At 65.6% G+C, this 25,000-nt stretch carries 21 protein-coding genes and 1 pseudogene; 20 read left to right on the top strand and 2 right to left on the bottom strand.

Annotated elements, in window-relative coordinates:
* Positions 1-535: 535 nt before the first annotated feature.
* From KVP70_RS34355 to KVP70_RS18070, 12 genes are read left to right on the top strand one after another with little or no spacing between them, the layout of a single operon-like run.
* Positions 536-1,219 (top strand): methyl-accepting chemotaxis protein, encoded by a 684-nt coding sequence (locus KVP70_RS34355; protein ID WP_229224918.1) that lies wholly within the window; start codon positions 536-538, stop codon positions 1,217-1,219.
* Between the two features lie 33 nt (positions 1,220-1,252).
* Positions 1,253-1,621 (top strand): response regulator, encoded by a 369-nt coding sequence (locus KVP70_RS18020; RefSeq protein ID WP_026334860.1) that lies wholly within the window; start codon positions 1,253-1,255, stop codon positions 1,619-1,621.
* A 23-nt stretch (positions 1,622-1,644) separates the two neighbouring features.
* Positions 1,645-1,953 carry an STAS domain-containing protein gene (locus KVP70_RS18025; RefSeq protein ID WP_217943578.1) on the top strand — a complete coding sequence of 103 codons (309 nt, stop codon included), beginning with the start codon at positions 1,645-1,647 and terminating at the stop codon, positions 1,951-1,953.
* A 37-nt stretch (positions 1,954-1,990) separates the two neighbouring features.
* Positions 1,991-4,174 (top strand): chemotaxis protein CheA, encoded by a 2,184-nt coding sequence (locus tag KVP70_RS18030; RefSeq protein WP_217943579.1) that lies wholly within the window; start codon positions 1,991-1,993, stop codon positions 4,172-4,174.
* A gap of 16 nt (positions 4,175-4,190) precedes the next feature.
* Positions 4,191-4,772, top strand: a complete 582-nt coding sequence (locus KVP70_RS18035; RefSeq protein ID WP_416053847.1) for a chemotaxis protein CheW — start codon at positions 4,191-4,193, stop codon at positions 4,770-4,772.
* A 13-nt stretch (positions 4,773-4,785) separates the two neighbouring features.
* Entirely contained in the window at positions 4,786-5,592 is an 807-nt protein-coding gene (locus KVP70_RS18040) for a CheR family methyltransferase (RefSeq protein ID WP_217943580.1), read from the top strand.
* Positions 5,589-6,125, top strand: a complete 537-nt coding sequence (locus tag KVP70_RS18045; protein WP_217943581.1) for a chemotaxis protein CheD — start codon at positions 5,589-5,591, stop codon at positions 6,123-6,125. Before KVP70_RS18040 ends, KVP70_RS18045 begins: the two co-directional genes overlap by 4 nt.
* Positions 6,122-7,195 carry a protein-glutamate methylesterase/protein-glutamine glutaminase gene (locus tag KVP70_RS18050; protein ID WP_217943582.1) on the top strand — a complete coding sequence of 358 codons (1,074 nt, stop codon included), beginning with the start codon at positions 6,122-6,124 and terminating at the stop codon, positions 7,193-7,195. Before KVP70_RS18045 ends, KVP70_RS18050 begins: the two co-directional genes overlap by 4 nt.
* Before the next feature lie 11 nt (positions 7,196-7,206).
* On the top strand, positions 7,207-8,475 hold the full coding sequence (locus KVP70_RS18055; protein WP_229224905.1) for an EAL domain-containing response regulator: 1,269 nt from the start codon (positions 7,207-7,209) through the stop codon (positions 8,473-8,475).
* A 39-nt stretch (positions 8,476-8,514) separates the two neighbouring features.
* Positions 8,515-10,203: a methyl-accepting chemotaxis protein gene (locus KVP70_RS18060; protein ID WP_217943584.1), complete on the top strand. Its 1,689-nt coding sequence runs from the start codon at positions 8,515-8,517 to the stop codon at positions 10,201-10,203.
* An 11-nt stretch (positions 10,204-10,214) separates the two neighbouring features.
* The gene (locus KVP70_RS18065) at positions 10,215-10,739 is read left to right on the top strand and encodes a chemotaxis protein CheW (protein WP_217943585.1); all 525 of its coding nucleotides are present in this window, start codon (positions 10,215-10,217) and stop codon (positions 10,737-10,739) included.
* A gap of 22 nt (positions 10,740-10,761) precedes the next feature.
* Positions 10,762-12,324: a HAMP domain-containing methyl-accepting chemotaxis protein gene (locus tag KVP70_RS18070; protein ID WP_217943586.1), complete on the top strand. Its 1,563-nt coding sequence runs from the start codon at positions 10,762-10,764 to the stop codon at positions 12,322-12,324.
* A gap of 126 nt (positions 12,325-12,450) precedes the next feature.
* Here KVP70_RS18070 and KVP70_RS18075 read toward each other — a convergent pair.
* A pseudogene (locus KVP70_RS18075) lies at positions 12,451-13,518 on the bottom strand (RNA-guided endonuclease InsQ/TnpB family protein).
* 104 nt (positions 13,519-13,622) lie between these two features.
* On the opposite strand from KVP70_RS18075, the gene KVP70_RS35855 reads away from it, so the two are divergent.
* Entirely contained in the window at positions 13,623-15,095 is a 1,473-nt protein-coding gene (locus KVP70_RS35855) for a methyl-accepting chemotaxis protein (protein WP_217943587.1), read from the top strand.
* Position 15,096: 1 nt separating this feature from the next.
* On the opposite strand, the gene KVP70_RS18085 is transcribed toward KVP70_RS35855, so the two are convergent.
* Complete coding sequence (locus KVP70_RS18085; protein ID WP_217943588.1) at positions 15,097-15,909, bottom strand: class I SAM-dependent methyltransferase; 813 nt, start codon at positions 15,907-15,909, stop codon at positions 15,097-15,099.
* Positions 15,910-16,352: 443 nt separating this feature from the next.
* Here KVP70_RS18085 and KVP70_RS18090 point away from each other — a divergent pair, with 443 nt between their 5' ends.
* The 7 genes from KVP70_RS18090 to KVP70_RS18120 all read left to right on the top strand — a co-directional run bounded on the left by KVP70_RS18090 (position 16,353) and on the right by KVP70_RS18120 (position 24,999).
* Entirely contained in the window at positions 16,353-17,990 is a 1,638-nt protein-coding gene (locus KVP70_RS18090; protein WP_217943589.1) for a TldD/PmbA family protein, read from the top strand.
* Between the two features lie 17 nt (positions 17,991-18,007).
* Positions 18,008-19,345, top strand: a complete 1,338-nt coding sequence (locus KVP70_RS18095) for a TldD/PmbA family protein (protein WP_217943590.1) — start codon at positions 18,008-18,010, stop codon at positions 19,343-19,345.
* A 101-nt stretch (positions 19,346-19,446) separates the two neighbouring features.
* Entirely contained in the window at positions 19,447-21,084 is a 1,638-nt protein-coding gene (locus KVP70_RS18100; protein WP_217943591.1) for a TldD/PmbA family protein, read from the top strand.
* A gap of 3 nt (positions 21,085-21,087) precedes the next feature.
* On the top strand, positions 21,088-22,425 hold the full coding sequence (locus KVP70_RS18105) for a TldD/PmbA family protein (RefSeq protein WP_217943592.1): 1,338 nt from the start codon (positions 21,088-21,090) through the stop codon (positions 22,423-22,425).
* A gap of 10 nt (positions 22,426-22,435) precedes the next feature.
* Positions 22,436-23,056, top strand: coding sequence for a DUF4159 domain-containing protein (locus KVP70_RS18110; RefSeq protein WP_217943593.1), 621 nt, complete (start codon positions 22,436-22,438; stop codon positions 23,054-23,056).
* Between the two features lie 2 nt (positions 23,057-23,058).
* Positions 23,059-24,057 carry an AAA family ATPase gene (locus KVP70_RS18115; protein WP_229224906.1) on the top strand — a complete coding sequence of 333 codons (999 nt, stop codon included), beginning with the start codon at positions 23,059-23,061 and terminating at the stop codon, positions 24,055-24,057.
* A gap of 6 nt (positions 24,058-24,063) precedes the next feature.
* Positions 24,064-24,999: a DUF58 domain-containing protein gene (locus tag KVP70_RS18120; protein WP_217943595.1), complete on the top strand. Its 936-nt coding sequence runs from the start codon at positions 24,064-24,066 to the stop codon at positions 24,997-24,999.
* Position 25,000: the final 1 nt, after the last annotated feature.

A 25,000-nucleotide genomic window follows, 5' to 3' on the forward strand; every position in this document is an offset into this window, starting at 1 on the left:
GCCGAGAGACTCTACAGCGGGGTGGCGTCCAGTGAAGAACACTAGCGGCTTCGATAGTAAAATCTTGCTCCCCTTCGGCCTGGCCGGCGGCGGCGCACTGGGGACGATGCTGGCCGGTTGGAGCGCCTGGGGCTGGTACACGGTGCTGTGGTCGGCCGCGCTGCTGGCGGCCGCGGCATGGAGCGTGCGCGGCGCCGCCGCGTCGGCGCTGGGCGGCGGCGAGCGCGCCATGATCGAAGACTATCTCGACGCCCGCGAACGCTTCGGCGACGCCGTGCTGCCGATCTGGTGCCGCCACATCGAAAATTCCCGCACCCAGATGGAGCAAGCCGTGGCCGACCTGGCCGGACGCTTCTCCAGCATCGTCGACAAGCTCGACGACGCGGTCCACGTCTCCAGCCATGATAGCGGCAAAGGCGGCGGCAAAGGCGCCAAGGGCGACGGCAGTTCGATGACCGAAATCTTCTCCCGCAGTGAAACCCAGCTCGGCTCGGTGGTGACGTCGATGAAGTCGGCCATGGCGTCCAAGCACGCCATGCTGGCCAAGATCAAAGACCTGGAACGCTTCACGCGCGAGCTGCGCGACATGGCCGAAGGCGTGGCCAGCATCGCCGCCCAGACCAATCTGCTGGCGCTGAACGCCGCCATCGAGGCGGCGCGCGCCGGCCCGGCCGGGCGCGGCTTCGCGGTGGTGGCGCAGGAAGTGCGCAACCTGTCGAGCCGCTCGGCCGAAACCGGCCGCAACATCTCCAACCGCGTCGGCCTGATCAGCAGCGCCATCCTGGCCGCCAGCCAGGCGGCCGAGCAGTCGAGCGAGCAGGAGGACAAGTCGATGCAGTCGGCCGAAGGCATGATCGACTCGGTGCTGGGCGACTTCCGCCAGATGACCGACGCGCTGGTGCAGTCGGCCGACAAGCTCAAGCAGGACAGCATCGGCATCCAGGGCGAGGTGGGCGAGGCGCTGGTGCAGCTGCAGTTCCAGGACCGGGTCAGCCAGGTGATGGCCCACGTGCGCGAAAACATGGAGCTGCTGCCGGCGCTGCTGCGCGAGAACCGCGAGCGCTACGCCGCCGACCAGGTGCTGCAGGCGCTGGACGCCCAGCCGCTGCTGAGCGAGCTGCAAAAGACCTACGCCATGGCGGAAGAGCACGCGGTGCACGGCGGCTCCAGCCACGCCGCGCCGGTCGCCACGGCCGCCGACGAGATCACCTTTTTCTGATGTTTTTTCTGACGATTAACCGAGGTAGACAAAATGGCTAAAACCATCATGGTGGTCGACGATTCGGCCTCCCTGCGTCAAGTGGTCGGCATCGCGCTCAAGGGCGCGGGCTACGAGGTCATCGAAGGGCGCGACGGCGTCGATGCGCTGTCCAAATGCACCGGCCAGAAGATCCATCTGGTGGTGTGCGACGTCAACATGCCGAATATGGACGGCATCACCTTCGTGCGCGAATTCAAGCAGCTGCCCCTGTACAAATTCACGCCGGTGATCATGCTCACCACCGAGTCGCAGGAGAGCAAGAAGGAAGAGGGCAAGGCGGCCGGCGCCAAAGCCTGGGTGGTCAAGCCGTTCAAGCCGGAAGTGCTGCTCGGCGCCGTCGCCAAACTGGTCATGCCCTAATGCCCTAACCCACGGAGGACGCCATGTCCGATGAATCAGGAGTCGCCGTCGCCCGCATCGCCCTCGACGGCGAGATGACGATCTACCGCGCCGCCGACCTCAAGGCGAGCGTGCTGGACGCCCTGCGCAAGACCCAGGTGCTGGAGATCGACCTGTCCGGCATCACCGAGCTCGATACGGCCGGCCTGCAAGTGCTGATGCTGGCCAAGACCACCGCCAACGCCCACCAGCGCGAGCTGCGCCTGGTCAAGCACAGTCCGGCGGTGGTGGAAATCCTGGAAATGCTGGACCTGGGCGCCTTCTTCGGCGACGCCCTGCTGATACACGCCTGAACCATCCATCTGCGTATTTTTGTTCCGAGGGCATGCCATGAACCTGGACGAAGCACTACAGACATTCATCACCGAAAGCCGCGAACTGCTGGAAGACATGGAGAACGCGCTGCTCAACGTCGACATCGCCGGCGACCAGGGCGAGGCGATCAATGCCATCTTCCGGGCGGCGCACACCATCAAGGGCTCGGCCGGGCTGTTCAGCCTGGACCACATCGTCGCCTTCACCCACGTGGTCGAGAGCCTGCTGGACGAAGTGCGCGACGGCCGCGTGACGCTCAACGACGAGATGATCGTGCTGCTGCTGTCTTGTTGCGACTACCTGTCCGGCATGACCGACGCGCTGGCCGCCGGCCAGCTCGAGGCCGACCCCGACACCGCGCCGGAAGGCGAGATGCTGCTGCAACAGCTGCGCCGCCACATGGCCGGCGGCGCCGCCGACGCCCACGCCGAGGCGGCCGAAGCGCCGCTGGCGGTGCACGCCGAGCCGGGCGTCGAGCGCATCGACCAGGAGCGCGGCGACAGCGACTACTGGCACATCTCGCTGCGCTTCGGCCGCGGCGTGCTGCAGAACGGCATGGACCCGATCGCCTTCCTGCGCTACCTGGCCAAGCTGGGCAAGATCGTCGGCATCGCCACCGTGCCCGACGCGCTGCCGGCCGCCGAGGACATGGACGCCGAGCTGTGCTACCTGGGCTTCGAGATCGCCTTCGACAGCACGGCCGACCGCGAGGCCATCGCCGGCGTGTTCGAGTTCGTGCAGGACGACTGCGAGATCCGCATCATCCCGCCGCACAGCAAGGTCTCGCACTACGTCGACCTGATCCGCGCCCTGCCGGAACAGGCCGCGCGCCTGGGAGAGATCCTGGTGCGCTGCGGCAGCGTCACCAGCTTCGAGCTGGAGGGCGCGCTGCACCAGCAATCCCACCCCGACAACGCGCACGACGAGATCACGCCGCAGCAGCTCGGCAGCATCCTGGTCGGCGCCGGCAGCGTGCCGCCGGTGGTGGTCGAGGCCGCGCTGGCCAAGCAAAAGCAGGTCAGCGAACAGAAGGCGCAGGAGAGCCGCTCGATCCGCGTCGATTCCGACAAGCTCGACCGCCTGATCGACCTGGTGGGCGAGCTGATCATCGCCGGCGCGCGCGCCAATATGATCGGCCAGCACATCCAGAACACCGAGCTGCAGGAATGCACCTCCACCCTGTCCGGCCTGGTCGAGGAGGTGCGCGACGCCGCGCTCGAGCTGCGCATGGTCAAGATCGGCGCCACCTTCAACCGCTTCCAGCGCGTGGTGCACGACGTCGCGCGCGAGCTGGGCAAGGACATCGGCCTGATCGTCGACGGCGAGGATTCCGAGCTCGACAAGACGGTGGTGGAGAAGATCGGCGATCCGCTGATGCACCTGGTGCGCAACGCCATGGACCACGGCATCGAGCCGGGCGACGTGCGGGTGGCCAACGGCAAGCCGGCCAAGGGCATGATCAAGCTCAACGCCTTCCATGAATCGGGCAGCATCGTCATCGAGGTCAGCGACGACGGCGGCGGCCTGCGCAAGGAAAAGATCCTGGCCAAGGCGGTCGAGCGCGGCCTGGTCGACGCCGACCGCAAGCTCACCGACAGCGAGATCTACAACCTGATCTTCGAGGCCGGCTTCTCCACCGCGGAAAAGATCACCAACCTGTCCGGACGCGGGGTCGGCATGGACGTGGTCAAGCGCAACATCACGGCGCTGCGCGGCAGCGTCGACGTCTCCAGCAAGGAGGGCGCCGGCACCACTGTCACCGTGCGCCTGCCGCTGACCTTGGCCATCATCGACGGCTTCCTGGTGCAGGTGGGCGGCTCGGTGTTCGTGATCCCGCTCGACATGATCGAGGAGTGCATCGAGTACGCCACCGAGCCGGGCCAGGACTACTGCAACCTGCGCGGCCAGGTGCTGCCCTTCGTGCGGCTGCGCGAGCTGTTCCGCATCGACGGCGCCTCGACGCGGCGCGAGAGCATCGTCGTGCTCAAGCTGGGCAACCACCGCGCCGGGCTGGTGGTCGACACCCTGCTGGGCGAGTTCCAGACCGTCATCAAGCCGCTCAGCCCCTTGTTCAGCGAAGTCAAATGCATCAGCGGCTCGACCATCCTGGGCAGCGGCGAAGTGGCGCTGATCCTGGACGTGGCGGCGCTGATGCACACCGTCAGCGGCAAGGGCGCCAGCGTCGCGCTGGCCGCCTAATCGTGGAGAGGACCAAATGAATACAGCAGCAAACATGGCGGCAAGCGTATCAGTCAACAAGGTGGTCACCTACGGCAGCAGTGCGATGATGGCGCTGCAAAGCGGCGCCGCCCTGCCCAGCCAGTTCCTGACCTTCATGCTGGGCGAGGACCCGTACGCGGTCGGCATCCTGCACATCAAGGAGATCATCGAGTACGGCGCGCTGGCGGCGGTGCCGATGATGCCGCCCTGCGTGCGCGGCGTGATCAACCTGCGCGGCGCGGTGGTGCCGGTGATGGACCTGTCGGCGCGCTTCGAGCGCGGCCCCAGCGTGATCGGCAAGCGCAGCTGCATCGTCATCGTCGAGGTCGACGGCGGCGCCGGCGACAACAAGCAGGTGCTGGGCATGCTGGTCGACGCCGTCAACGCGGTGGTGGAGATCGCCGCCGGCGACATCGAGCCGGCGCCGGCCTTCGGCACCCGCATCCGTCCCGACTTCATCGCCGGCATCGGCAAGGTCAACGGCAAGTTCGTGATCCTGCTCGACATCGAGCATGTGCTGTCGAGCGAAGAGATCGTCGAGCTGGCACGCGGCACCGTCGCCATGCACCACTGCTGATCCGGCCGACGCCATGGCTGCCGTGACCATCACCGAGCGCGAGTTTTCCCAGTTCCAGCGTTTCATCTACGAGGCGGCGGGGATCTGCATGGCCAACGGCAAGCAGGCGCTGGTGAGCGGGCGCCTGGCCAAGCGCCTGGCGCACTACCAGCTGGAGAGCTACGGCGACTACCTGCGCCTGCTCGAGAGCCGCGCCCAGCCGGCCGAGCTGCAGGTGGCGGTCGACCTGCTGACCACCAACGAGACGTATTTCTTCCGCGAGCCCAAGCACTTCGCGCTGCTGCGCGAGCTGGCGCTGGAGGCGCGCGACAAGCGGCAGACGCCGCGCGTCTGGAGCGCCGCCAGCTCCAGCGGCGAGGAAGCCTACAGCATCGCCATGGTGCTGGCCGACGTGCTCGACGAGGGGCCGTGGGAAGTGCTGGGCACCGACATCAGCACCCGCGTGCTGGAACGCGCGCGCTGCGGCCACTACCCGCTCGAGCGCGCCAGCCAGATGCCGGCCGCCTACCTGAAGCGTTTCTGTCTCAAGGGCCAGGGCAGCGAGACCGGCACCCTGCTGATCGAGCGCGCGCTGCGCCAGCGGGTGCAGTTCCGCCACCTGAACCTGAACGAGCCGCTGCCCAAGCTGGGCAGCTTCGACGTGATCTTCCTGCGCAATGTGATGATCTACTTCAACCTGGCCACCAAGCGCCAGGTGGTGGCGCGGCTGCTGACGCAGCTGCGCCCGGGCGGCTACTTCCTGATCGGCCACTCGGAAACCCTGAACGACATCAACGACACCCTGGTGCCGCTGGCGCCCTCGATCTACCGCAAGCCATGATCGCGACGCTGGCCATGCCCGATTCCAAGCTCATCGATATCTTTCTGATGCCCGGCGACCACTTCGTCGGCGACGAGCGCTATCGGGTGCGCACCTTGCTGGGGTCCTGCGTGTCGGTCACGCTGTGGCATCCGGCGCTGCGCATCGGCGCCATGTCGCACTTCCTGCTGCCGGGCACCGGCCGCAAGAAGGCGCACGACAAGCCGGGCATGTACGGCGCCGACGCCATGGAACTGCTGCTGCGCGGCATGGCGCGCCATGGCGTGCCGCTGGTCCAGTGCCAGGGCAAGATTTTCGGCGGCGCCGCCATGTTCCCGCGCAGCGTCAAGGTGCGCGACATCGGCCTGCAGAACGGCGACTATGCCCGCGCGCTGTTGCAGCAGCACGGCATCCGCGTGGTGTCCGAAAGCCTGTACGGCGAAGGCCACCGTCAACTGATCTTCACCATCCGCAGCGGCGAGGTGCTGAGCCGCCAGGTGCCGCCGGAATCGGTTCTGGGCGGCGCGGCGGGGCCGGACAAGGAGAAGGCATGAGCGCAATCAATGTCATGATCGTCGATGATTCGGCCGTGGTGCGCCAGGTGCTGAGCAGCCTGCTCAACGCGGCGCCCGGCATCATCGTCGGCCACGCGGTGGCCAACCCGCTGCTGGCGATGGAGCGCATGAAGGTGCAGTGGCCGGACGTGATCGTGCTCGACGTCGAGATGCCCAAGATGGACGGCATCACCTTCCTGCGCAAGATCATGAGCGAGCGGCCGACCCCGGTGGTGATCTGCTCCACCCTGACCGAGAAGGGCGCGCAGACCTCGGTCGAGGCGCTGTCGGCCGGCGCGGTGGCCATCATCACCAAGCCGCGGCTGGACCTCAAGCAGTTCCTGCACGATTCGGCCGACGAGCTGGTGTCGGCGGTGCGGGCGGCGGCCGTCGCCCGGGTCGGCAAGCTGGTCAACCGCCCGGCGCCGCCGGTGGTGACGGCCAAGCTCAACGCGGACGCGGTGCTGCCGCCGGCCGATCACCGGCCGATGACCGCCACCACCGAGCGGGTGGTGGCGATCGGCACCTCGACCGGCGGCACCCAGGCGCTGGAGGAGGTGCTGACGGCGCTGCCGCGGGTCTCGCCCGGGATCGTGGTGGTGCAGCACATGCCGGAGAAATTCACCGCCGCCTTCGCCTCCCGCCTCGACAGCGTGTGCCAGGTGCGCGTCAAGGAGGCGGCCAACAACGACCGCGTGCTGCAGGGGCTGGTGCTGATCGCGCCGGGCGGCAAGCACATGCTGCTGCGCCGCACCGGCGCCCAGTATTTCGTCGAGGTGGTCGACGGCCCGCTGGTCAACCGCCACCGGCCGTCGGTGGACGTGCTGTTCCGCTCGGCCGCGCGCGCGGCCGGCGCCAACGCGCTGGGCGTGATCATGACCGGCATGGGTGACGACGGCGCCGCCGGCATGCTGGAGATGCACAAGGCCGGCGCCCGCACGGTGGCGCAGGACGAGGCCAGCTGCGTGGTGTACGGCATGCCCAAGGAAGCGGTCAAGCGCGGCGGCGTCGAGAAGTCGCTGCCGCTGAACGCGATCTACCGCGAAATCCTGCAACAACTGTCCTACTGATGGCCGCCATCATGCCCACACTCACCCTCGCCGACAGCTTGACCGCGACGCCCCGCGCCTGGAGCGGCCAGCGCGTGCTGGTGGTGGAGGACAGCCTGGTGCAGCGCGGCTACCTGGCCGGCCTGCTGCGCCAGCTCGAATTCGGCGAGGTGCTGGAGGCGGCCGACGGCAACGAAGCCTTGCAGCTGCTGGAGCGCCAGGGCGGCGAGGCGATCTTCCTGGTGCTGACCGACCTGGAAATGCCGGGCATGGACGGCATCGAGCTGACCTGCCAGCTGCGCGAGCGGCAGCTGGCGCAAAACCTGATCGTGGTCAGCGCGCGCGACCCGCGCCTGCTGGAGATCATCGAGAGCATGAACTTCGACGACGCCTGCATGGACCTGCTGGGTACCCTGCTCAAGCCGGTGCAGCTGGACGCGCTGGCGATGCTGCTCGACCGCGCCGGCAAGAAGGCGCTGCCGAGGACGGCCTGCGCGCAGCTGGACCTGCCCGGCCCGGACGAGCTGGCGCAGGCGGTGGCGCGGCAGGAATTCCTGCCCTACTTCCAGCCCAAGGTGACGATCCAGAACGGCCACCTGAAGGGCCTGGAGGCGCTGGCGCGCTGGCAGCACCCGAGCCGCGGCCTGCTGGCGCCGCAGTACTTCATCGACACCATGGAAGGCACGCCGCTGATGGCGGAGTTCACGCTGAGCATGGTGCGCCAGGTGCTGGACCGGCTGCTGGAATGGACCAGTCACGGCCTGCCGTCGCTGACGGTGTCGGTCAACCTGTCGGCCGACAACCTGGCCGAACGCGGCTTCATCGACCGCCTGACGGCGCTGGTGATGGCCTCCGGCGTGCCGCCGTCGGCGCTGGTGTGGGAGGTGACCGAGACCAGCGTGATGCGCCAGCTGTCGCAGGCGCTGACCAATATGGGGCGCTTGCGGCTGATGGGCTTCGGCCTGGCGATGGACGATTTCGGCATCGGCTATTCGTCGATGCAGCAGTTCGCCCGCTGCCCCTTCACCGAGCTGAAGATCGACCGCGCCTTCGTGCACGGCGCCTCGCAATGGCCGAACCGCCACGTGGTGCTGAAAAGCGCGCTGGACCTGGGCCAGAGCCTGGGCGTGGCCACCGTGGCCGAGGGCGTGGAAACGCTGGCGGACTGGCAGCTGCTGCGCCAGCTGGGCTGCGACATGGCGCAGGGCTACCTGCTGGCCAAGCCGATGCCGGCCGAGGAACTGGTGGGCTGGATCAGGCAGGACCGGCGCCGCCTGCGCGCGCTGGCGGAACAACCGTAGTGCATCACCATCCGTTCGGTCACTTCACTGGGAGTCTCTATGTTGTCAAGTTTAACGGTCAGGGCCAAGATCCTCATCTTGCTGGCGGTGGCGGTGCTGGCGCTGGTGGTCGTGGTGGCGCTCGCCTTCGCGGGGCTCAAGCAGGAAGGCGCGATGCTGGCCGAGATCGGCGGCAACCGGCTGCCGTCGGTGCAGGCGCTGCAACAGGTCAGCGAGGGCCAGACGGCGCTGCGCTCGGCCAATCGCGCCATCGACACCGTCGCCGGCTACCCGGAAGAGATCGGCAATATCGCCCACGAGCTCAAGCGCAAGCAGGAAATCTGGGGCACGGTCGACCAGGCCTGGAAGATCTACGAGCCGCTGCCGCAGGAACCCGAGGAGGCGGCGCTGTGGAAGACCTTCGTCAAACAGTGGGATGCCTGGAAGGCGCGCGACGCCATCATCGGCGATCTGGCCGGCCAGACCGCGCGGGCCGACGCCGCCAAGCGCAAGGAGCTGTTCATCGCCCTGCACGCCGCCGTGCGCGATGCCCGCCCTTACTTCCACGACGCCGAGGAGAGCCTGAACCAGCTGGTGGCGCTCAACATCGGCTACGGCGAGGCCGCGTTCAAGAGCGGCGAGGAAGCATCGGCCCGCGCGCTCAGCTTGATGTACACCGTCTCCGGCGTGGCGCTGGCGCTGCTGGTGGCGATCGGCCTGCTGATCCTGAGCGGCATCATGAAACAGCTGGGCGGCGACCCCGGCTATGCGGCCGAGATCGTGCGCCAGGTGGCCGACGGCGACCTCAGCGCGCAAGTCGCGCTGAGCAGCGGCGACACCAGCAGCCTGCTGGCGGCGATGAAGGGCATGATAGCCAAACTGTCGCAGGTGGTGCAGGAGGTGAACAACGGCGCCGAGTCGCTGGCCAGCGCCTCCGAGGAAGTGAGCGCGACCGCGCAAGCGCTGTCGCAGGCGGCCAGCGAGCAGGCCGCCGGCACCGAGCAGACCAGCGCCTCGGTGGAGCAGATGACGGCGTCGATCTCGCAGAACACGGAAAACGCCAGGGTCACCGACGGCATCGCCAGCAAGGCGGCGCTGGAGGCGGCCGAGGGCGGCGCGGCGGTCGAATCGACGGTGGCGGCGATGCGCCAGATCGCCAGGAAGATCAGCATCATCGACGACATCGCCTACCAGACCAACCTGCTGGCGCTGAACGCGGCGATCGAGGCGGCGCGCGCCGGCGAGCACGGCAAGGGCTTCGCGGTGGTGGCGGCCGAGGTGCGCAAGCTGGCCGAACGCAGCCAGGTGGCGGCGCAGGAAATCGAACAGGTGGCGACCAGCAGCGTGCAACTGGCGGAAAAAGCCGGCCGCCTGCTCAGCGAGATGGTGCCCAATATCCGCCGCACCTCCAACCTGGTGCAGGAAATCACGGCGGCGTCGGAGGAGCAGTCGGCCGGCGTCGGCCAGATCAACGCGGCCGTCACGCAGCTGAGCCAGACGACCCAGCAGAACGCCTCCAGTTCCGAGGAGCTGGCCGCCACCGCCGAAGAGATGAGCGGCCAGGCCGAGCAACTCCAGCAGACCATGGCCTTCTTCAAGCTGGCCGGCGCGTCGCGCCCTGTGCGCACGGTGGTGAAGGCGCCGCGCAAGCCGGGCAAGCCTTCGCTGCGTCCGGTGGGCGAGACGGCGGGCAGCCGCCGCATGGCGGCAATGCAGGAACCGGACGAATCGCATTTTGTTAAATTCTGAGCGAGGCAGCGATGCATACTTTGACGGTATCCGAGACCAAACAACTGACCGCCGGCGGCCCGGCGCAGTACCTCAGTTTCATGCTGGGCCAGGACATGTTCGCCATCGGCATCCTGGCGGTGCGCGAAATCCTGGAATACGCCGGCGTGACGCCGGTGCCGCAGATGCCGGCCTGTATCAGCGGCGTGATCAACCTGCGCGGCACCGCCGTGCCGGTGCTCGACCTGGCGCGCCGGCTGGAGCGCGAACCGTCGCCGATCGGCAAGCGCACCTGCATCATCGTGGTCGAAGTCGACAGCGACGAGGGCGCCTTCGTGATCGGCATCCTGGTCGACGCCGTCAACGCGGTGCTCGACATTCCGCCGGCCGACGTCGAGCCGGCGCCCAGTTTCGGCGCCCAGGTGCGCGCCGAGATGCTGCAGGGGATAGGCAAGGTGCAGGGGCGCTTCGTGCTGCTGCTCAATGTGCAGCACGTGGTCGCGGCCAGCGAGCTGGCGGCGCTGGCCTCGGGCGGCGCGCTGCCGCTGGCCTCTTAACACTGACAACCGGGAGTCGCCCATGTTTTCATCGATAACCGTCAGGACCAAGATCCTGACGCTGATTGCGGTCGCCGTGCTGGCGCTGCTGCTGGTGATGGTGATCGCCTTTGTCGGCCTGAAAAAAGAGGGCGAGATGCTGGCCGAGATCGGCGGCAACCGCCTGCCGTCGGTGCAGGCGCTGCAACAGGTCAGCGAAGGGCAGACGGCACTGCGCTCGGCCAATCGCTCCATCGACGCGGTCGCGGCCTATCCGGGCGAGATCGACAATATCGCCCACGAACTCAAGCGCAAGCAGGAAATCTGGGGCACGGTCGACCAGGCCTGGAAGATCTACGAGCCGCTGCCGCAGGAACCCGAGGAGGCGGCGCTGTGGAAGACCTTCGTCAAGCAGTGGGACGCCTGGAAGGCGCGCGACGCCATCATCGGCGATCTGGCCGGCCAGATCGCGCGGGCCGACGCCGCCAAGCGCAAGGAACTGTTCATCGCCCTGCACGCCGCCATCGGCGATGCCCGCCCCTTCTTTCACGACGCCGAGGCCAGCCTGGACAAGCTGGTGGCGCTGAACATCGGCTATGGCGAGGCGGCGGTGAAGAGCGCCGAGGAGGCGTCGGCCCGCGCGCTCAGCCTGATGTACACGAGCGCCGGCGTGGCGCTGGCGCTGCTGGTGGCGCTGGGCATGCTGATCCTGACCGGCATCATGCGGCAACTGGGCGGCGATCCGGGCTATGCGGCCGAGATCGTGCGCCAGGTGGCGGACGGCGACCTCAGCGCCGACGTCGCACTCAAGCACGGCGACAGCACCAGTTTGCTGGCGGCGATGAAAGGCATGATAGACAAGCTGTCGCAGGTGGTGCAGGAAGTGAACAACGGCGCCGAGGCGCTGGCCAGCGCCTCGGAGGAAGTGAGCGCGACTGCGCAAGCGTTGTCGCAGGCGGCCAGCGAGCAGGCCGCCGGCACGGAGGAAACCAGCGCCTCGGTGGAGCAGATGACGGCGTCGATCTCGCAGAACACGGAAAACGCCAAGGTCACCGACGGCATCGCCAGCAAGGCGGCGCTGGAGGCGGCCGAGGGCGGCGAGGCGGTCAAGTCGACGGTGGCGGCGATGCGCCAGATCGCCAGGAAGATCAGCATCATCGACGACATCGCCTACCAGACCAATCTGCTGGCGCTGAACGCGGCGATCGAGGCGGCGCGCGCCGGCGACCACGGCAAGGGCTTCGCGGTGGTGGCGGCCGAGGTGCGCAAGCTGGCCGAGCGCAGCCAGGTGGCGGCGCAGGAAATCGAGCAGGTGGCGTCGAGCAGCGTGCAACTGGCGGAAAAGGCCGGCAGCCTGCTCGACGCCATGGTGCCCAATATCCGCCGCACCTCCGACCTGGTGCAGGAGATCACGGCGGCGTCCGAGGAGCAGTCGGCCGGCGTCGGCCAGATCAATTCGGCCGTCACGCAGCTGAGCCAGACCACCCAGCAAAACGCTTCCAGTTCCGAACAGCTGGCCGCCACCGCCGAAGAGATGAGCGGCCAGGCCGAACAATTGCAGCAGACCATGTCCTTCTTCAAGCTGGCCGGAGCGGGCCGCCGCTGACGTGGGATGTACGCCACATGTGAGTATTGGTGAGAATTGCGGCGCCGGATAGGTTCACAATGACTCGTGCCCCCGCCGCCGATTGGAGAATTGACTCATGTTCAAGCAGTTGACGTCCGCCCCGCCCTAAAGGACGGGGATTCCTACATCCAGCGTCGCACGTCCGCGACGGAGAATGTTTAACGCAGCATTGAGATCGCGATCATGTACGCAATTGCAATCACTACATTGCCACTCTCTTATTCCAAGCCCTGCGATACCTTTCGGTCCCCGCCTTGGCGCGCGGATCTGGAATTATTTTTCGCAATTCGAACAGGTTTGGGAGGTAAATCTTTCATTCACTTCTACGAACCATGCGCCATGCTTAACAGCCTTGTACGCCAGTTTGCTTCGGAAGGACGACCAGCCGGCATCGAGAACGGACTTCGCCATGCTGGTCTTGGCAAGTCCGGCGGCGCTCACATTGCCCACCGCGATGTAGTCGAACTCACGTACCAGACGGTTCGACAGCTTATGGTGAAAATCGTTTCTGCAATTGGCTATCTTGGCGTGGATCGCTTTAACCCGGCGCTTCTTGTGCGCACGCTGGGCGACAGCAAGTGCTTGTTCCATACCGCGGTAAATCCGCTGCGCTTCGATTTTCTCGCCAGTGGACAGCGTCGCGAAGTCTTTCAGTCCAAGGTCTATCCCCACCCCTCGCACCGGCGCGCGCGCGTTAGCGGCCGTCGCATCAACTTCAATCACGATGTTGAGAAACCAGTTGCCCCGACTGTCGCAGGAAAAATTCGTACCGTCCTTGATCTTGCCTTCCGGGAGCGGGCGACTGTTGAACACGCGGAACGTATTGCCGGCGAACCGGAACGCATCACCTTCGCGTTTCAGTTCGCGCCCCTTGAGCGGAACCCATCCGAGGTTTTTTTTGCCTCGGTAGCGCAAAAAAGGGCGCTTTTTCTGAGCTCTCGACTTGGCGTATTGCTCGCAAACCGCATTGATCGTGCCCGAGTGCAGGCCCAGTTCCTTGCTGCTGCCTTGCGTAAGCTTGTTCAGGTCGAAACCTGTGTGCCAACGACGACCAAACCGCAGAGCGTCTTTCTGCCTGTCGTTGCAAAAATTCCAGACGAAATTGCACGCCCGGCTTTGCTTGTTCAGCAAGCCGATCAGCGACTTCACTCGGTAACGATAGACCAAAATCATACTGTGATTATATACAGTTATCTCAACCGAAGGGCAACGACTGCTACGCAGTCGGCTCCTTTCACTCCCCGCCCTGAAGGACGGGGTATCTCGGAGCAAATCTGATGAAAATGGAGACCCGGCTGCATGCCGGTTTTGGCGGCATCGTGCTGCTGGTGATCTTGCTGGGGGTGATAGCCTTCGCCAAGCTGAGCTCGCTGCACGAGCACTGGAACGACTTCGAAACCATCACACTGGTGCGCAAGAACGCCGTGCTGGAAGGCGTTACCGCCCACGGCAATGCGGTCCATCATTTCAAGAACTACATCCTGCGCGGTGGCGACAACAACAGCAAGTTCCGCGCCGACCTGGCCGCCATCGACAAGGAAATGGCCAGCTACAAGGCGGTGGGCACCGTCGCCGCCGACGAGCTGAGCTTGCTGAACGACGTGGTGGCGGGCACCAAGGCTTACGGCGACAGCATGACCCAGCTGGAAGCGATGCGCGAGAAGGGCATGACGGCGCAGGAGATGGACAAGAACATCAAGGGCGCGGACGAAGCCATCTCGACCGCCTTCCGCAAGCTGCTCAAAGTCAACGACAGCGCGACCAACAACGCATCGGCCGCCATGACGGACGTGACCGACTCCGCCAAGAAGCTGATCCTGGGCATCGACATCGTGATCGCCGTGCTCGGTTGCGTGCTGGCGCTGTGGCTGGCGCGCAGCCTGTCGGGCATCGTGCGCGAGGTGCAGGCGGTGGTGGGCAGCCTGGCCGGCGCCTCCGAGGAAGTAAGCTCGACCGCGCAGTCGCTGTCGCAGGCGGCCAGCGAGCAGGCGGCGGGCGTGGAGGAAACCAGCGCCTCGATCGAGCAGATGACGGCGTCGATCGCGCAGAACACGGAAAACGCCAAGGTCACCGACGGCATCGCCACCCAGGCGGCGGTGGACGCGGCGCGCGGCGCCGAGGTGGTCAAGGCCACGGCGGCGGCGATGAAGCAAATCGCCAGCAAGATCAGCATCATCGACGACATCGCCTATCAAACCAACCTGCTGGCGCTGAACGCGGCGATCGAGGCGGCGCGCGCGCACGAACACGGCAAGGGCTTCGCGGTGGTGGCGGCCGAGGTGCGCAAGCTGGCCGAACGCAGCCAGGTGGCGGCGCAGGAAATCAGCAAGGTGGCGTCGGACAGCGTCGAGCTGGCCGAGCAGGCCGGCAGCATGTTCGATGCGCTGGTGCCGAATATCCGCAAGACGTCGGACCTGGTGCAGGAGATTTCGGCGGCGTCGGAGGAACAGAGCTCCGGCGTGCGGCAGATTAACAGCGCGGTTGGCCAGCTCAGCCAGACCACCCAGATCAACGCGGCCAGCTCCGAGGAACTGGCGGCGACGTCGGAAGAGATGAGCGCGCAGGCCGAGCAGCTGACCCGGCTGATGGCGGTGTTCAAGCAGTATGCGGTCGAGGAGCTGCCGCGCGCCGGATCGGCGCGCCGGCCGGTGGTGCTGAAGACCGGCGGCGCCAAGCATGCGCGCCCGGCGCGCAAGCTCGACCTGGTGGCCGAGGGCGCTCCCGACGAGAACAAGTTTACGCGGTTTTAGACTACGGCTTGACGAACTTCAGCGTCATGCGGTCGCTCTCGCCGATGGCCTGGTACATGGCGCGGTCCTCGTCCTTGTTGCCGTAGGTCGGCGGCAGCGCCCAGACGCCGCCCTTGTGCTCGGCGTTGTCCTTGGGGTTGGCGTTCACTTCCGACTTGTCGGCCAGCTTGAAGCCGGCCGCCTCGGCCAGGCCGATCACATATTTCTCGTGCATATAGCCGCTGCTGGCGTCCTTGTCCTGCACCTTGGCGGCCGGCAGGCGGTGCTCGACCACGCCGAACACACCACCTTTCTTCAGGCTGGTGTAGACGCTGCCGAACAGCGTCTTCAGCTTGTCCGGGCCGATCTCCATCCAGTTGTGGACATTGCGGAAGGTCACCACCATGTCGACGCTGCCGGCCGGCGCCAGTTCATACTTGCGCGGCGGCGAGAACACGCCCAGCGCCACCTTGTTGTATACCTCCGGCTTGGCGTTCAGGCGCGCCATGAAGCGCTCGGCGGCCTTGCGCTCGTTGGCGTCGGGCGCGGCCAGGTCGTTGCCGGCGGCGATCAGCTTGCCATGGTCGCGCAGGTAGGGGGCCAGGATCTCGGTGTACCAGCCGCCGCCCGGCTCCAGCTCGACCACCGTCATGTTCGGCTTGATGCCGAAAAAGCTCAGCGTTTCGTAAGGATGGCGATAGACGTCGCGCTCGACGTTGGCGGGCGTGCGCGACGGCGCGGCGATCGCGGCCTTCAAGGCGGCGTCTTCGGCGGCAAAGGCGCCGCCGGCGATCAACATGGTGGCGGCCAGGGCGGCAAGTACGGTTCGTTTCATGCAAAGTCTCCAAAAGGTTCGTTTGTTGTGGCGATGCGCAGCCGCTCGCCCTGCGCGATCATGGTGCAGGCTTGCCAGAAGGTCAAGCGAATTGGGACGGCGCTCCGCGCCAGCGTGACGGCCGCGCGCAAGCGGACACCGGGCGGACACTTTCGGACACTGGCGGACAGTCGGGCGGACAGTCAGGCGGACACTACACCCCTGAAACTCCCGCCAACCGCAGCAACTTTCAACATGAATACCCGTGGCACACATTTTGCCTATCTCGTTCCTTAATCCGGCGCTAATATTGCAAAACCGGCGGAAACGGCGGCGGATATTCAGGTGTAGTGCAAAGCAACGAGCGGTAACGAAGTAGTTCCAGCTAGAAGAGCAAATAAAAAGCAGAACCCCGGGCGACCGGCCCGCAATCTAATCCTTGCTGTTACGTTTTTGGAGATACGATGGAACGACGTGCATTCCTCAATGTTAGTAGTCTGGCCCTGGGCACGATGCTGCTGCCCGCCTTCGGTCGCGCAATCGCGGCGGAGGAGCTGCTCAAGCCAGTCGCCCTGCAATTCAAGAAAATGCTGGCCGATACCGCGCTGACCGCGGCGACCCAGGCCGGCGCCTCCTACTGCGACGTGCGGGTGGGCCGCTACCTGAACCAGTTCATCACCACCCGCGACCTGAACGTCGAGAACGTGGTCAACACGGAATCGGCCGGGGTCGGCGTGCGCGTGATCGCCGGCGGCGCCTACGGCTTTGCCGCCACCAACGACATGAGCCCGGACGGCGTGGCCGCCGCCGCGCGCAAGGCGGTCGCCATCGCCAAGGCCAACGCCAGGCTGCAGACCGAGCCGGTGATCCTGGCGCCGGTCAAGGGTGTCGGCGAAGTGTCGTGGGCCACGCCCATCGTCAAGGACTGGCGCACCGTCGCCATCAAGGACAAGGCCGAGCTGCTGATCGCCGCCAACAAGGCCGGCATGGAGGGCGGCGCCAGCTTCATGCAGTCGCTGCTGTTCCAGGTCAACCAGCAGAAGTACTTCGCCTCCACCGACGGCTCCTACATCGACCAGGACGTGCATCGCCTGTGGATGCCGGTGTTCGCCACCGCCGTCGACCAGAAGACCAACAAGTTCCGTTCGCGCCAGGGCCTGTCGTCGCCGGTCGGCATGGGCTACGAATACCTGGACGCGCGTCCCGAGCACAAGATCAAGGCGGCCGGCGGCGTGACCACGCTGTACACCAAGTCCTACGATTTGATCGAGGATGCGCGCGCAGCCGGCAAGCAGGCCAAGCAAAAGCTGAGCGCCAAGTCGGTCGAGCCGGGCAAGTACGACCTGGTGCTGTCGCCGGAACACCTGTGGCTGACCATCCACGAATCGGTCGGCCACCCGACCGAGCTCGATCGCGTGCTCGGCTACGAGGCCAACTTCGCCGGCACCAGCTTCGCCACGCTCGACAAATGGCAGTCGAAAAAATTCAAGTACGGCTCGGACATGGTCAACATCGTCGCCGACAAGACCACCCCGGGTTCGCTGGCCAACGTCGGCTACGACGACGAAGGCGTCAAGTGCAAGCGCTGGGACATCATCAAGGACGGCATCCTGGTCAACTACCAGGCCACCCGCGACCAGGCCCACATCATCGGCGAGAAGGAATCGCACGGCTGCTCGTATGCGGACAACTGGAGCAGCGTGCAGTTCCAGCGCATGCCCAACGTCTCGCTGCAAGCCGGTAAAAAGAAGATGACCCCGGACGAGATGGTCAAGGACGTCAAGAAGGGCATCTACATCGTCGGCGACGGTTCCTTCTCGATCGACCAGCAGCGCTACAACTTCCAGTTCGGCGGCCAGCTGTTCTACGAAATCAAGAACGGCAAGATCGGCGAGATGCTGGAAGACGTGGCCTATCAATCGAACACCCAGGAGTTCTGGAATGCCTGCGCCGGTCTGTGCGACGAGCGCGATTGGCGCATGGGCGGTTCCTTCTTTGACGGTAAAGGCCAGCCTTCGCAGGTGTCGGTGGTGTCGCATGGCGCCAGCACGGCGCGCTTCAACGGCATCAACGTCATCAACACCGCACGCAAAATCGGCTAAGCCCTGGAGACCACGAGATGAAGAATTTGAGTCAAGACGAAGCAAAACGTATCAGTGACAAGGTGCTGTCCTTCTCCAAGGGCGACCAGTGCGAAGTGAACATCACCGGCAGCCGCAAGGGCAATATCCGTTACGCGCGCAACGCCGTGTCGACCGCCGGCTTGATCGAGGACACCCAGCTGGTGGTGTCGGTCGCCTTCGGCAAGAAGCAGGGCACGGCCACCATCAACGAGTTTGACGACAAGTCGCTGGAAAAAGTGGTGCGCCGCGCGGAAGACCTGGCCCGCCTGGCGCCGGAGAACCCGGAGTTCATGCCGACGCCGACCAAGCAGCAATACAAGGCCAGCGAGACCTTCTTCCAGAAGACCGCCGACATCGATCCCGAGTTCCGCGCGCAGGTGGCGGCCTACAGCATCGAGAACAGCAAGAAGAACAAACTGGTGGCGGCGGGCTTCTTCAGCGACAGCACCAAGTTCAACACCATCGCCAACTCGAACGGCGTGTTCGGCTACCAGCAGGACACGGGGCTGGACTTCACCGTCACCGTGCGCACCGAAGACGGCCGCGGTTCGGGCTGGGTCAAGCGCAGCGTGGGCGACGTCAGCAAGTTCGACGCGCGCGAAGCATCCAACGTGGCGATTGAAAAAGCGCTGCGCTCGGTGGACGCCAAGGCCCTGGAGCCGGGCCGCTACACGGTGATCCTGGAGCCGGCTGCGACCTCGGACCTGCTGGGCTTCATGTTCAACGGCTTCGACGCGCGCCAGGCCGACGAGGGCCGCAGCTTCCTGTCGAAAAAGGGCGGCGGCAACCGCATGGGCGAGAAACTGTTCGACGAGCAGGTCAACGTCTGGGCCGACCCGTGGGACAAGGACGTGGCGGTGCTGCCGTGGAATGGCCAGAACATGCTGGCGCGCGAACGCCAGGACATCATCAAGGGCGGCAAGATCGCCAACCTCGATTACTCGACCTACTGGGCCAAGAAGCAGGGCAAGCGCGCCGTCGGCTCGCCGGGCAACATCATCATGGCCGGCACCAACAAGTCGACTGAGGAGCTGATCGCCAACACCAAGAAGGGTGTGCTGGTCACCCGTACCTGGTACATCCGCATGGTCGATCCGCAGTCGGTGCTGCTGACCGGCTTGACGCGCGACGGCACCTTCTACATCGAGAACGGCAAGATCAAGCATCCGATCAAGAACTTCCGCTTCAACGAAAGCCCGGTGGCGATGTTGAACAACATCGAGGAACTGGGCCGGCCGGAGATCCTGGCGGGTGACGAGTCGCAGTTCCAGTTGCTGATCCCTGCGATGCGGGTGCGCGACTTCAACTTCACCTCGTTGTCGGACGCGGTGTAAACCCCCGCACCCCGCAAGCCGGGGTCTGACCCCGCGGGGTCAGACCCCTGGATGGGTGCCGTGCGGGGTGCAAGACTTCAAGCATCCAAGAGGAGCAAACAGTGGAACGACGTTCATTTCTAAAAGTTGGCGCGGCCGCCGGTGGCAGCCTGCTGATACCGGTCTTCGGCAACGCCATCGCGGCCGAAGAGCTGCTCAACCCCATGGCCGTGCAGTTCAAGAAATCGCTGGCCGACGCCGCGATGAACGCCGCCACCAAGGCCGGCGCCAGCTACTGCGACGTGCGCATTGGCCGCTACCTGAACCAGTTCCTCACCACGCGCGACCTGAACGTGGAAAACATCGTCAACACCGAATCCTCCGGCGTCGGCGTGCGCGTGATCGCCAACGGCGCCTACGGCTTCTGCTCGACCAACGTCATGACGCCGGACTCGGTGGCCGCCGCAGCGCGCCAGGCGGTCGCCATCGCGCGCGCCAACGCCAAGCTGCAAACCGAGCCTATGGTGCTGGCCCCCGTCAAGGGCGTGGGCGAAGTGGCGTGGGCCACGCCGTTCAAGAAGGACTGGCGCACCGTGGCGATCAAGGAAAAGGCCGAGATGCTGATCGCCGCCAACAAGGCCGGCCTGGACGCGGGCGCCAGCTTCATGTCGTCCAACCTGTTCCAGGTGAACCAGCAGAAGTACTTCGCCTCCACCGACGGCTCCTACATCGACCAGGACATCCACCGTCTGTGGTCGCCGCTGACCGCCACCGCCGTCGACAAGGCCACCAACCGCTTCCGCACGCGCGACGGCTTGTCCTCGCCGGCCAGCATGGGCTATGAATTCTTCGATGCGAAGGAAGCCAACAAGATCAAGGCCGCCGGCGGCGTGACCACGCTGTACAAGGGCGCCTACGATCTGGTGGAAGATGCGCGCGCCGCCGGCCGCCAGGCCCGCGAGAAGCTGACCGCGAAAACCGTCGAACCGGGCAAGTACGACCTGGTGCTGTCGCCGGAACACCTGTTCCTGACCATCCACGAGTCGGTCGGCCACGCCACCGAGCTCGATCGCGTGCTGGGCTACGAGGCCAACTACGCCGGCACCAGCTTCGCCACGCTGGACAAGTGGAAGAGCAAGAACTTCAAATACGGTTCGGACCTGGTCAACATCGTCGCCGACAAGACCACGCCAGGCTCGCTGGGCTGCGTGGGTTACGACGATGAAGGCGTCGCCTCCAAGCGCTGGGACCTGATCCGCAACGGCATCCTGGTCAACTACCAGGCCACGCGCGACCAGGCGGCCATCATCGGCGAGAAGGAATCGCACGGCTGCTCGTATGCGGACAGCTGGAGCAGCGTGCAGTTCCAGCGCATGCCCAACGTCTCGCTGGAGGCGGGCAAGAAGCCGCTGACGCCGGACGACATGGTCAAGGATGTCAAGAAGGGCATCTACATCCTGGGCCGGGGCTCGTACTCGATCGACCAGCAGCGCTACAACTTCCAGTTCGGCGGCCAGCTGTACTTCGAGATCAAGAACGGCAAGATCGCCAACCAGCTGGAAGACGTGGCCTACCAGTCCAACACCCAGGAGTTCTGGAACGCCTGCTCGGCCCTGTGCGATGAACGCGACTGGCGCATGGGCGGCTCCTTCTTCGACGGCAAGGGGCAGCCTTCGCAGGTCAGCGCCGTATCGCACGGGTCGTCGACCACGCGCTTCAACGGCATCAACGTCATCAACACCGCTCGCAAGATAGGATAATCAATGAAGATGCTGAATCAGGAAGAAGCAAAACGCATTAGCGACAAGGTGATGTCGCTGTCCAAGGCCGACGAGTGCCGCGTGCAGATCAGCGGTAGCCGCAACGGCAATATCCGTTACGCGCGCAACGCCGTGTCGACCGCCGGCCTGACGGAGAATACCCAGCTGACCGTCAGCGTCGCCTTCGGCAAGCGCCAGGGCACGGCGTCGATCAATGAGTTCGACGACAAGGCGCTGGAACGCGCCGTGCGCCGCGCTGAAGACGTGGCGCGCCTGGCGCCGGAGAATCCCGAGTTCCAGCCGGCGATCAAGAAGCAGGAGTACAAATCTTCCGCGACCTACAACGAAGCCACCGCCGCCATCGATCCCGAGTACCGCGCCGAAGTGGCTGCCGTCAGCATCAACGCCTGCCGCAAGCAGGGCTTGATCGCGGCGGGCTTCTTCAGCGACACCACCGGCTTTGAAACGGTGGCCAACTCGAACGGCGTGTTCGGCTACCAGACCCTGAGCAACCTGGGCTTCACCATCACCACCCGTACCGAAGACGGCCGCGGTTCCGGCTGGGCCACGCGCTCGGCCACCGATGCGAAGAAGTTCGACGCCCGTGAAGCGTCCGAGATCGCGATTGAAAAAGCGTTGAAATCGGTGGAGGCCAAGGCGCTGGAGCCGGGCCGCTACACGGTGATCCTGGAACCGGCGGCGACGTCGGAAATCATCGGCCGCATGTTCGGCGCCTTCGACGCGCGCCGCGCCGACGAGGGGCGCAGCTTCCTGTCGAAGAAGGGCGGCGGCAACCGCCTGGGCGAGAAACTGTTCGACGAGCAGGTCAACGTCTGGGCCGATCCGTGGAACAAGGATGTGCCGGTGCTGGGCTGGGACGACGCGTCGATGCTGGCGCGCGAGCGCACGGACGTGATCAAGGGCGGCAAGGTGGCCTCGCTGGACTACACCCGCTACTGGGCCGAGAAGCAGGGCCAGCGCGCCGCGGGCCGTCACGGCAACATGATCATGGCGGGCGGCGGCAAGTCGACCGAGGAGCTGATCGCGTCGACCAAGAAGGGCGTGCTGGTCACGCGCACCTGGTACATCCGCATGGTCGATCCGCAGTCGCTGCTGCTGACCGGCTTGACGCGCGACGGCACCTTCTACATCGAGAACGGCAAGATCAAGCATCCGATCAAGAACTTCCGCTTCAACGAAAGCCCGGTGTCGATGCTGAACAATATCGATGAACTAGGCAAGCCGGTGGTGATCGGCGGCGACGAGGTGCGGTTCCAGATGCTGATCCCTCCGATGAAGGTGCGCGACTTTAACTTCACCTCCTTGTCGGACGCGGTATAAAGGTCGGGTTGTGGCCAACTACGATTTTTACTTCACCCGCCTGACTTACGAGTCGGGCGACTGGGATGTCGATATCCGCATGCCGAGCAACGTGCTCAACTCGCTGGTCGAATACACGACCTTGCGGGTTGATCCCGTTGAACGCATCGTCGCGCTGTCCGATCCGAAGATGCTGGAGGCGCCGTTCTGCTATTTCGCCGGCCACAAGCTGGTGCAGTTCACGCCGGCCGAGCGCAAGAACCTGGAGCGCTACATCAAGGGCGGCGGCTTCCTGTTCGTGGACGACTGCAACCACGATATCGACGGCCTGTTCTCCAAATCGTTCGAAGCCGAAATCGCCCGTATCTTCGGGCCCAAGGCGCTGCACAAGATCCCGAACACGCATCCGGTGTATTCGAGCTTCTTCCATTTCGACGGCCCGCCCAACACCAGCGTGGAGCTCAACGGCTGGGGCGACGATCTGGTGCACGACTACCTGAAGGCGGTGGAAGTCGGCGGCCGCGTGCGGCTTTTGTACAGCAACAAGGACTACGGCTGCGAGTGGGACTACGACTTCCGCAACAAGCGCTGGCTGGTGGTCGACAACACCCGCTTCGCGGTCAATATCATTCAATATGCGTTGGGAGCTTGATCTTGGATAGTGCAATCGCCTGGAGCGAAAATGAAATCGGCGCGCTGAGCGCCAAGGTGGCGGCGCTGAAGGCGAGCATGTCCCGCGTGATCATCGGCCAGGAAAACGTGATCGATTCGCTGATCATCTGCCTGCTGGCCGGCGGCCACGCATTGGTGGAAGGCGTGCCGGGACTGGGCAAGACGCTGCTGGTGAAATCGCTGTCGCAGGCGACCGACATGGACTTCCACCGCGTGCAGTTCACGCCCGACCTGATGCCGTCCGATATCGTCGGCACCGAGATCCTGGAAGAAGACCATGCGACCCGCAAGCGCGAGTTCCGCTTCCAGCGAGGCCCGGTGTTCACGCAGGTGCTGCTGGCCGACGAGATCAACCGCGCGCCGCCGAAGACGCAATCGGCGCTGCTGGAGGCGATGCAGGAACGCAGTGTCACCTTCGCCGGCCAGACGCACATGCTGCCCAAGCCGTTCTTTGTGCTGGCGACGCAGAACCCGATCGAGCAGGCCGGCACCTATCCACTGCCGGAAGCGCAGCTGGACCGTTTCCTGTTGCGCATCGACGTCGTGTATCCGACCGAGGAAGAGGAAATCGCGATGGTCTCCGCCACCACCCACGCCGGCCTGAAAGACGCCGACCCGGTGATGGACGTGGCGACCTTGCTGCGCCTGCAGCAGCTGGTGCGTGACATCGAAATCGGCGACCACCTGCTGGCGTATGCGACGCGGCTGGTGCGCGCCACCCGTCCGGCGTTGACGACGGTGCCGGCGGTGAAGAAGCATGTGGGCTGGGGCGCCGGTCCGCGCGCTGGACAGGCGCTGGTGCTGGCCTCCAAGGCGCGCGCGCTGATGCACAACCGCCTGGCAGTGACCCGCGAGGACATCGGCGAGATGCTGCTGCCGGTGCTGGCGCATCGCGTGATCCGCAACTTCGAGGCGGAGGCCGACGGCGTGGCGATCGCCGACATCCTGCTGGCGCTGCGCGAGCATATCCGCCCAGATTAAGTCGCGATGCAATCGACCTTTAAACCGTCCGCGCCGGGCACTTCCACGCCCGCCGCCGCCATGACTGCGATGATGGCGCAGACCAAGGACCTGGAGCTGGTGATCCGCCACGTGCTGGCGGGGCTGGGCCACGGCCTGCACGCGGGCCGCGAACGCGGCGCCGGCGTCGAGTTCTCCGAGTACCGGGCCTACGCGCCGGGCGACGAGTGGCGCCGCGTCGACTGGAAGTTGCTGGCGCGCGCGGACCGCTACTTCGTCCGCGAGGCGGAGCGCGACAGCCACGTCGCCACCTGGCTATGGCTGGACGCCAGCGCCTCGATGGCGGAGCCCAGCCGCGAGATCAACGGCGTCGACAAGCTGTGGTTCGCGCGCACCGTGCTGGCCTGCGTGGCGGCCATCGCGCAGCGTCAGGGCGACGCGTTCGGACTGGTGGTGTGCGGCGGTGGCAAGGTCGAATTCACGCAGGCCTCGCGCGGGCCGCGCCAGTTGCAGCGCGTGCTGGCGCAGCTGGCCAAGGCCAAGCCGGAAGGCCGCCTGCCCAGCGCCGAGGTGCTGAAGGCCAATCTGTATTTCGCCCGTTCGCCGAGTTTGATTTTCGCCGCCAGCGATTTCCTCGACTGGCCGTCGCCATTGAGCGAGGCCTTGCTGCGCCTGCGCAGCCTGCGGCACGACGTGCGCCTGCTGACCCTGCGCACGCAGGCGGAAGTGGACGCCAGCTTCAAGGCCGGCGCGGCCTATCGCGATCCGGAGCAAAGCGATGGCTTGCACCGCATGAGCAACGCCGACCGCGAAAGCTACAGGCAGCAGAGCCGCGCGCATTTCGATGCGGTGGCGACCAGCTGCCGTCAAAACAATATCGTCCACTACGAGGCGCGTATCGAGCAGCCTCTGAGCGGCGTGCTGCGCAGCTGGTTGCAGCTGGCCGGAGCGCGCGCAAAATGAA

Source organism: Duganella violaceipulchra (genome assembly GCF_019166075.1).
GTDB classification, from domain to species: domain Bacteria; phylum Pseudomonadota; class Gammaproteobacteria; order Burkholderiales; family Burkholderiaceae_D; genus Rugamonas; species Rugamonas violaceipulchra.

Excerpts from the sequence above, each read along its gene's own strand:
- KVP70_RS18060 (WP_217943584.1), top strand. The coding sequence starts at position 8,515 with ATGTTGTCAAGTTTAACGGTCAGGGCCAAGATCCTCATCTTGCTGGCG.
- KVP70_RS18035 (WP_416053847.1), top strand. The coding sequence starts at position 4,191 with ATGAATACAGCAGCAAACATGGCGGCAAGCGTATCAGTCAACAAGGTG.
- KVP70_RS18065 (WP_217943585.1), top strand. The coding sequence starts at position 10,215 with ATGCATACTTTGACGGTATCCGAGACCAAACAACTGACCGCCGGCGGC.
- KVP70_RS18040 (WP_217943580.1), top strand. The coding sequence starts at position 4,786 with ATGGCTGCCGTGACCATCACCGAGCGCGAGTTTTCCCAGTTCCAGCGT.
- KVP70_RS18120 (WP_217943595.1), top strand. The coding sequence starts at position 24,064 with ATGCAATCGACCTTTAAACCGTCCGCGCCGGGCACTTCCACGCCCGCC.
- KVP70_RS18055 (WP_229224905.1), top strand. The coding sequence starts at position 7,207 with ATGCCCACACTCACCCTCGCCGACAGCTTGACCGCGACGCCCCGCGCC.
- KVP70_RS18085 (WP_217943588.1), bottom strand. The coding sequence starts at position 15,909 with ATGAAACGAACCGTACTTGCCGCCCTGGCCGCCACCATGTTGATCGCC.
- KVP70_RS18105 (WP_217943592.1), top strand. The coding sequence starts at position 21,088 with ATGAAGATGCTGAATCAGGAAGAAGCAAAACGCATTAGCGACAAGGTG.
- KVP70_RS18095 (WP_217943590.1), top strand. The coding sequence starts at position 18,008 with ATGAAGAATTTGAGTCAAGACGAAGCAAAACGTATCAGTGACAAGGTG.
- KVP70_RS18070 (WP_217943586.1), top strand. The coding sequence starts at position 10,762 with ATGTTTTCATCGATAACCGTCAGGACCAAGATCCTGACGCTGATTGCG.
- KVP70_RS18090 (WP_217943589.1), top strand. The coding sequence starts at position 16,353 with ATGGAACGACGTGCATTCCTCAATGTTAGTAGTCTGGCCCTGGGCACG.
- KVP70_RS18050 (WP_217943582.1), top strand. The coding sequence starts at position 6,122 with ATGAGCGCAATCAATGTCATGATCGTCGATGATTCGGCCGTGGTGCGC.
- KVP70_RS18030 (WP_217943579.1), top strand. The coding sequence starts at position 1,991 with ATGAACCTGGACGAAGCACTACAGACATTCATCACCGAAAGCCGCGAA.
- KVP70_RS34355 (WP_229224918.1), top strand. The coding sequence starts at position 536 with ATGCTGGCCAAGATCAAAGACCTGGAACGCTTCACGCGCGAGCTGCGC.
- KVP70_RS18025 (WP_217943578.1), top strand. The coding sequence starts at position 1,645 with ATGTCCGATGAATCAGGAGTCGCCGTCGCCCGCATCGCCCTCGACGGC.
- KVP70_RS18045 (WP_217943581.1), top strand. The coding sequence starts at position 5,589 with ATGATCGCGACGCTGGCCATGCCCGATTCCAAGCTCATCGATATCTTT.
- KVP70_RS35855 (WP_217943587.1), top strand. The coding sequence starts at position 13,623 with ATGAAAATGGAGACCCGGCTGCATGCCGGTTTTGGCGGCATCGTGCTG.
- KVP70_RS18020 (WP_026334860.1), top strand. The coding sequence starts at position 1,253 with ATGGCTAAAACCATCATGGTGGTCGACGATTCGGCCTCCCTGCGTCAA.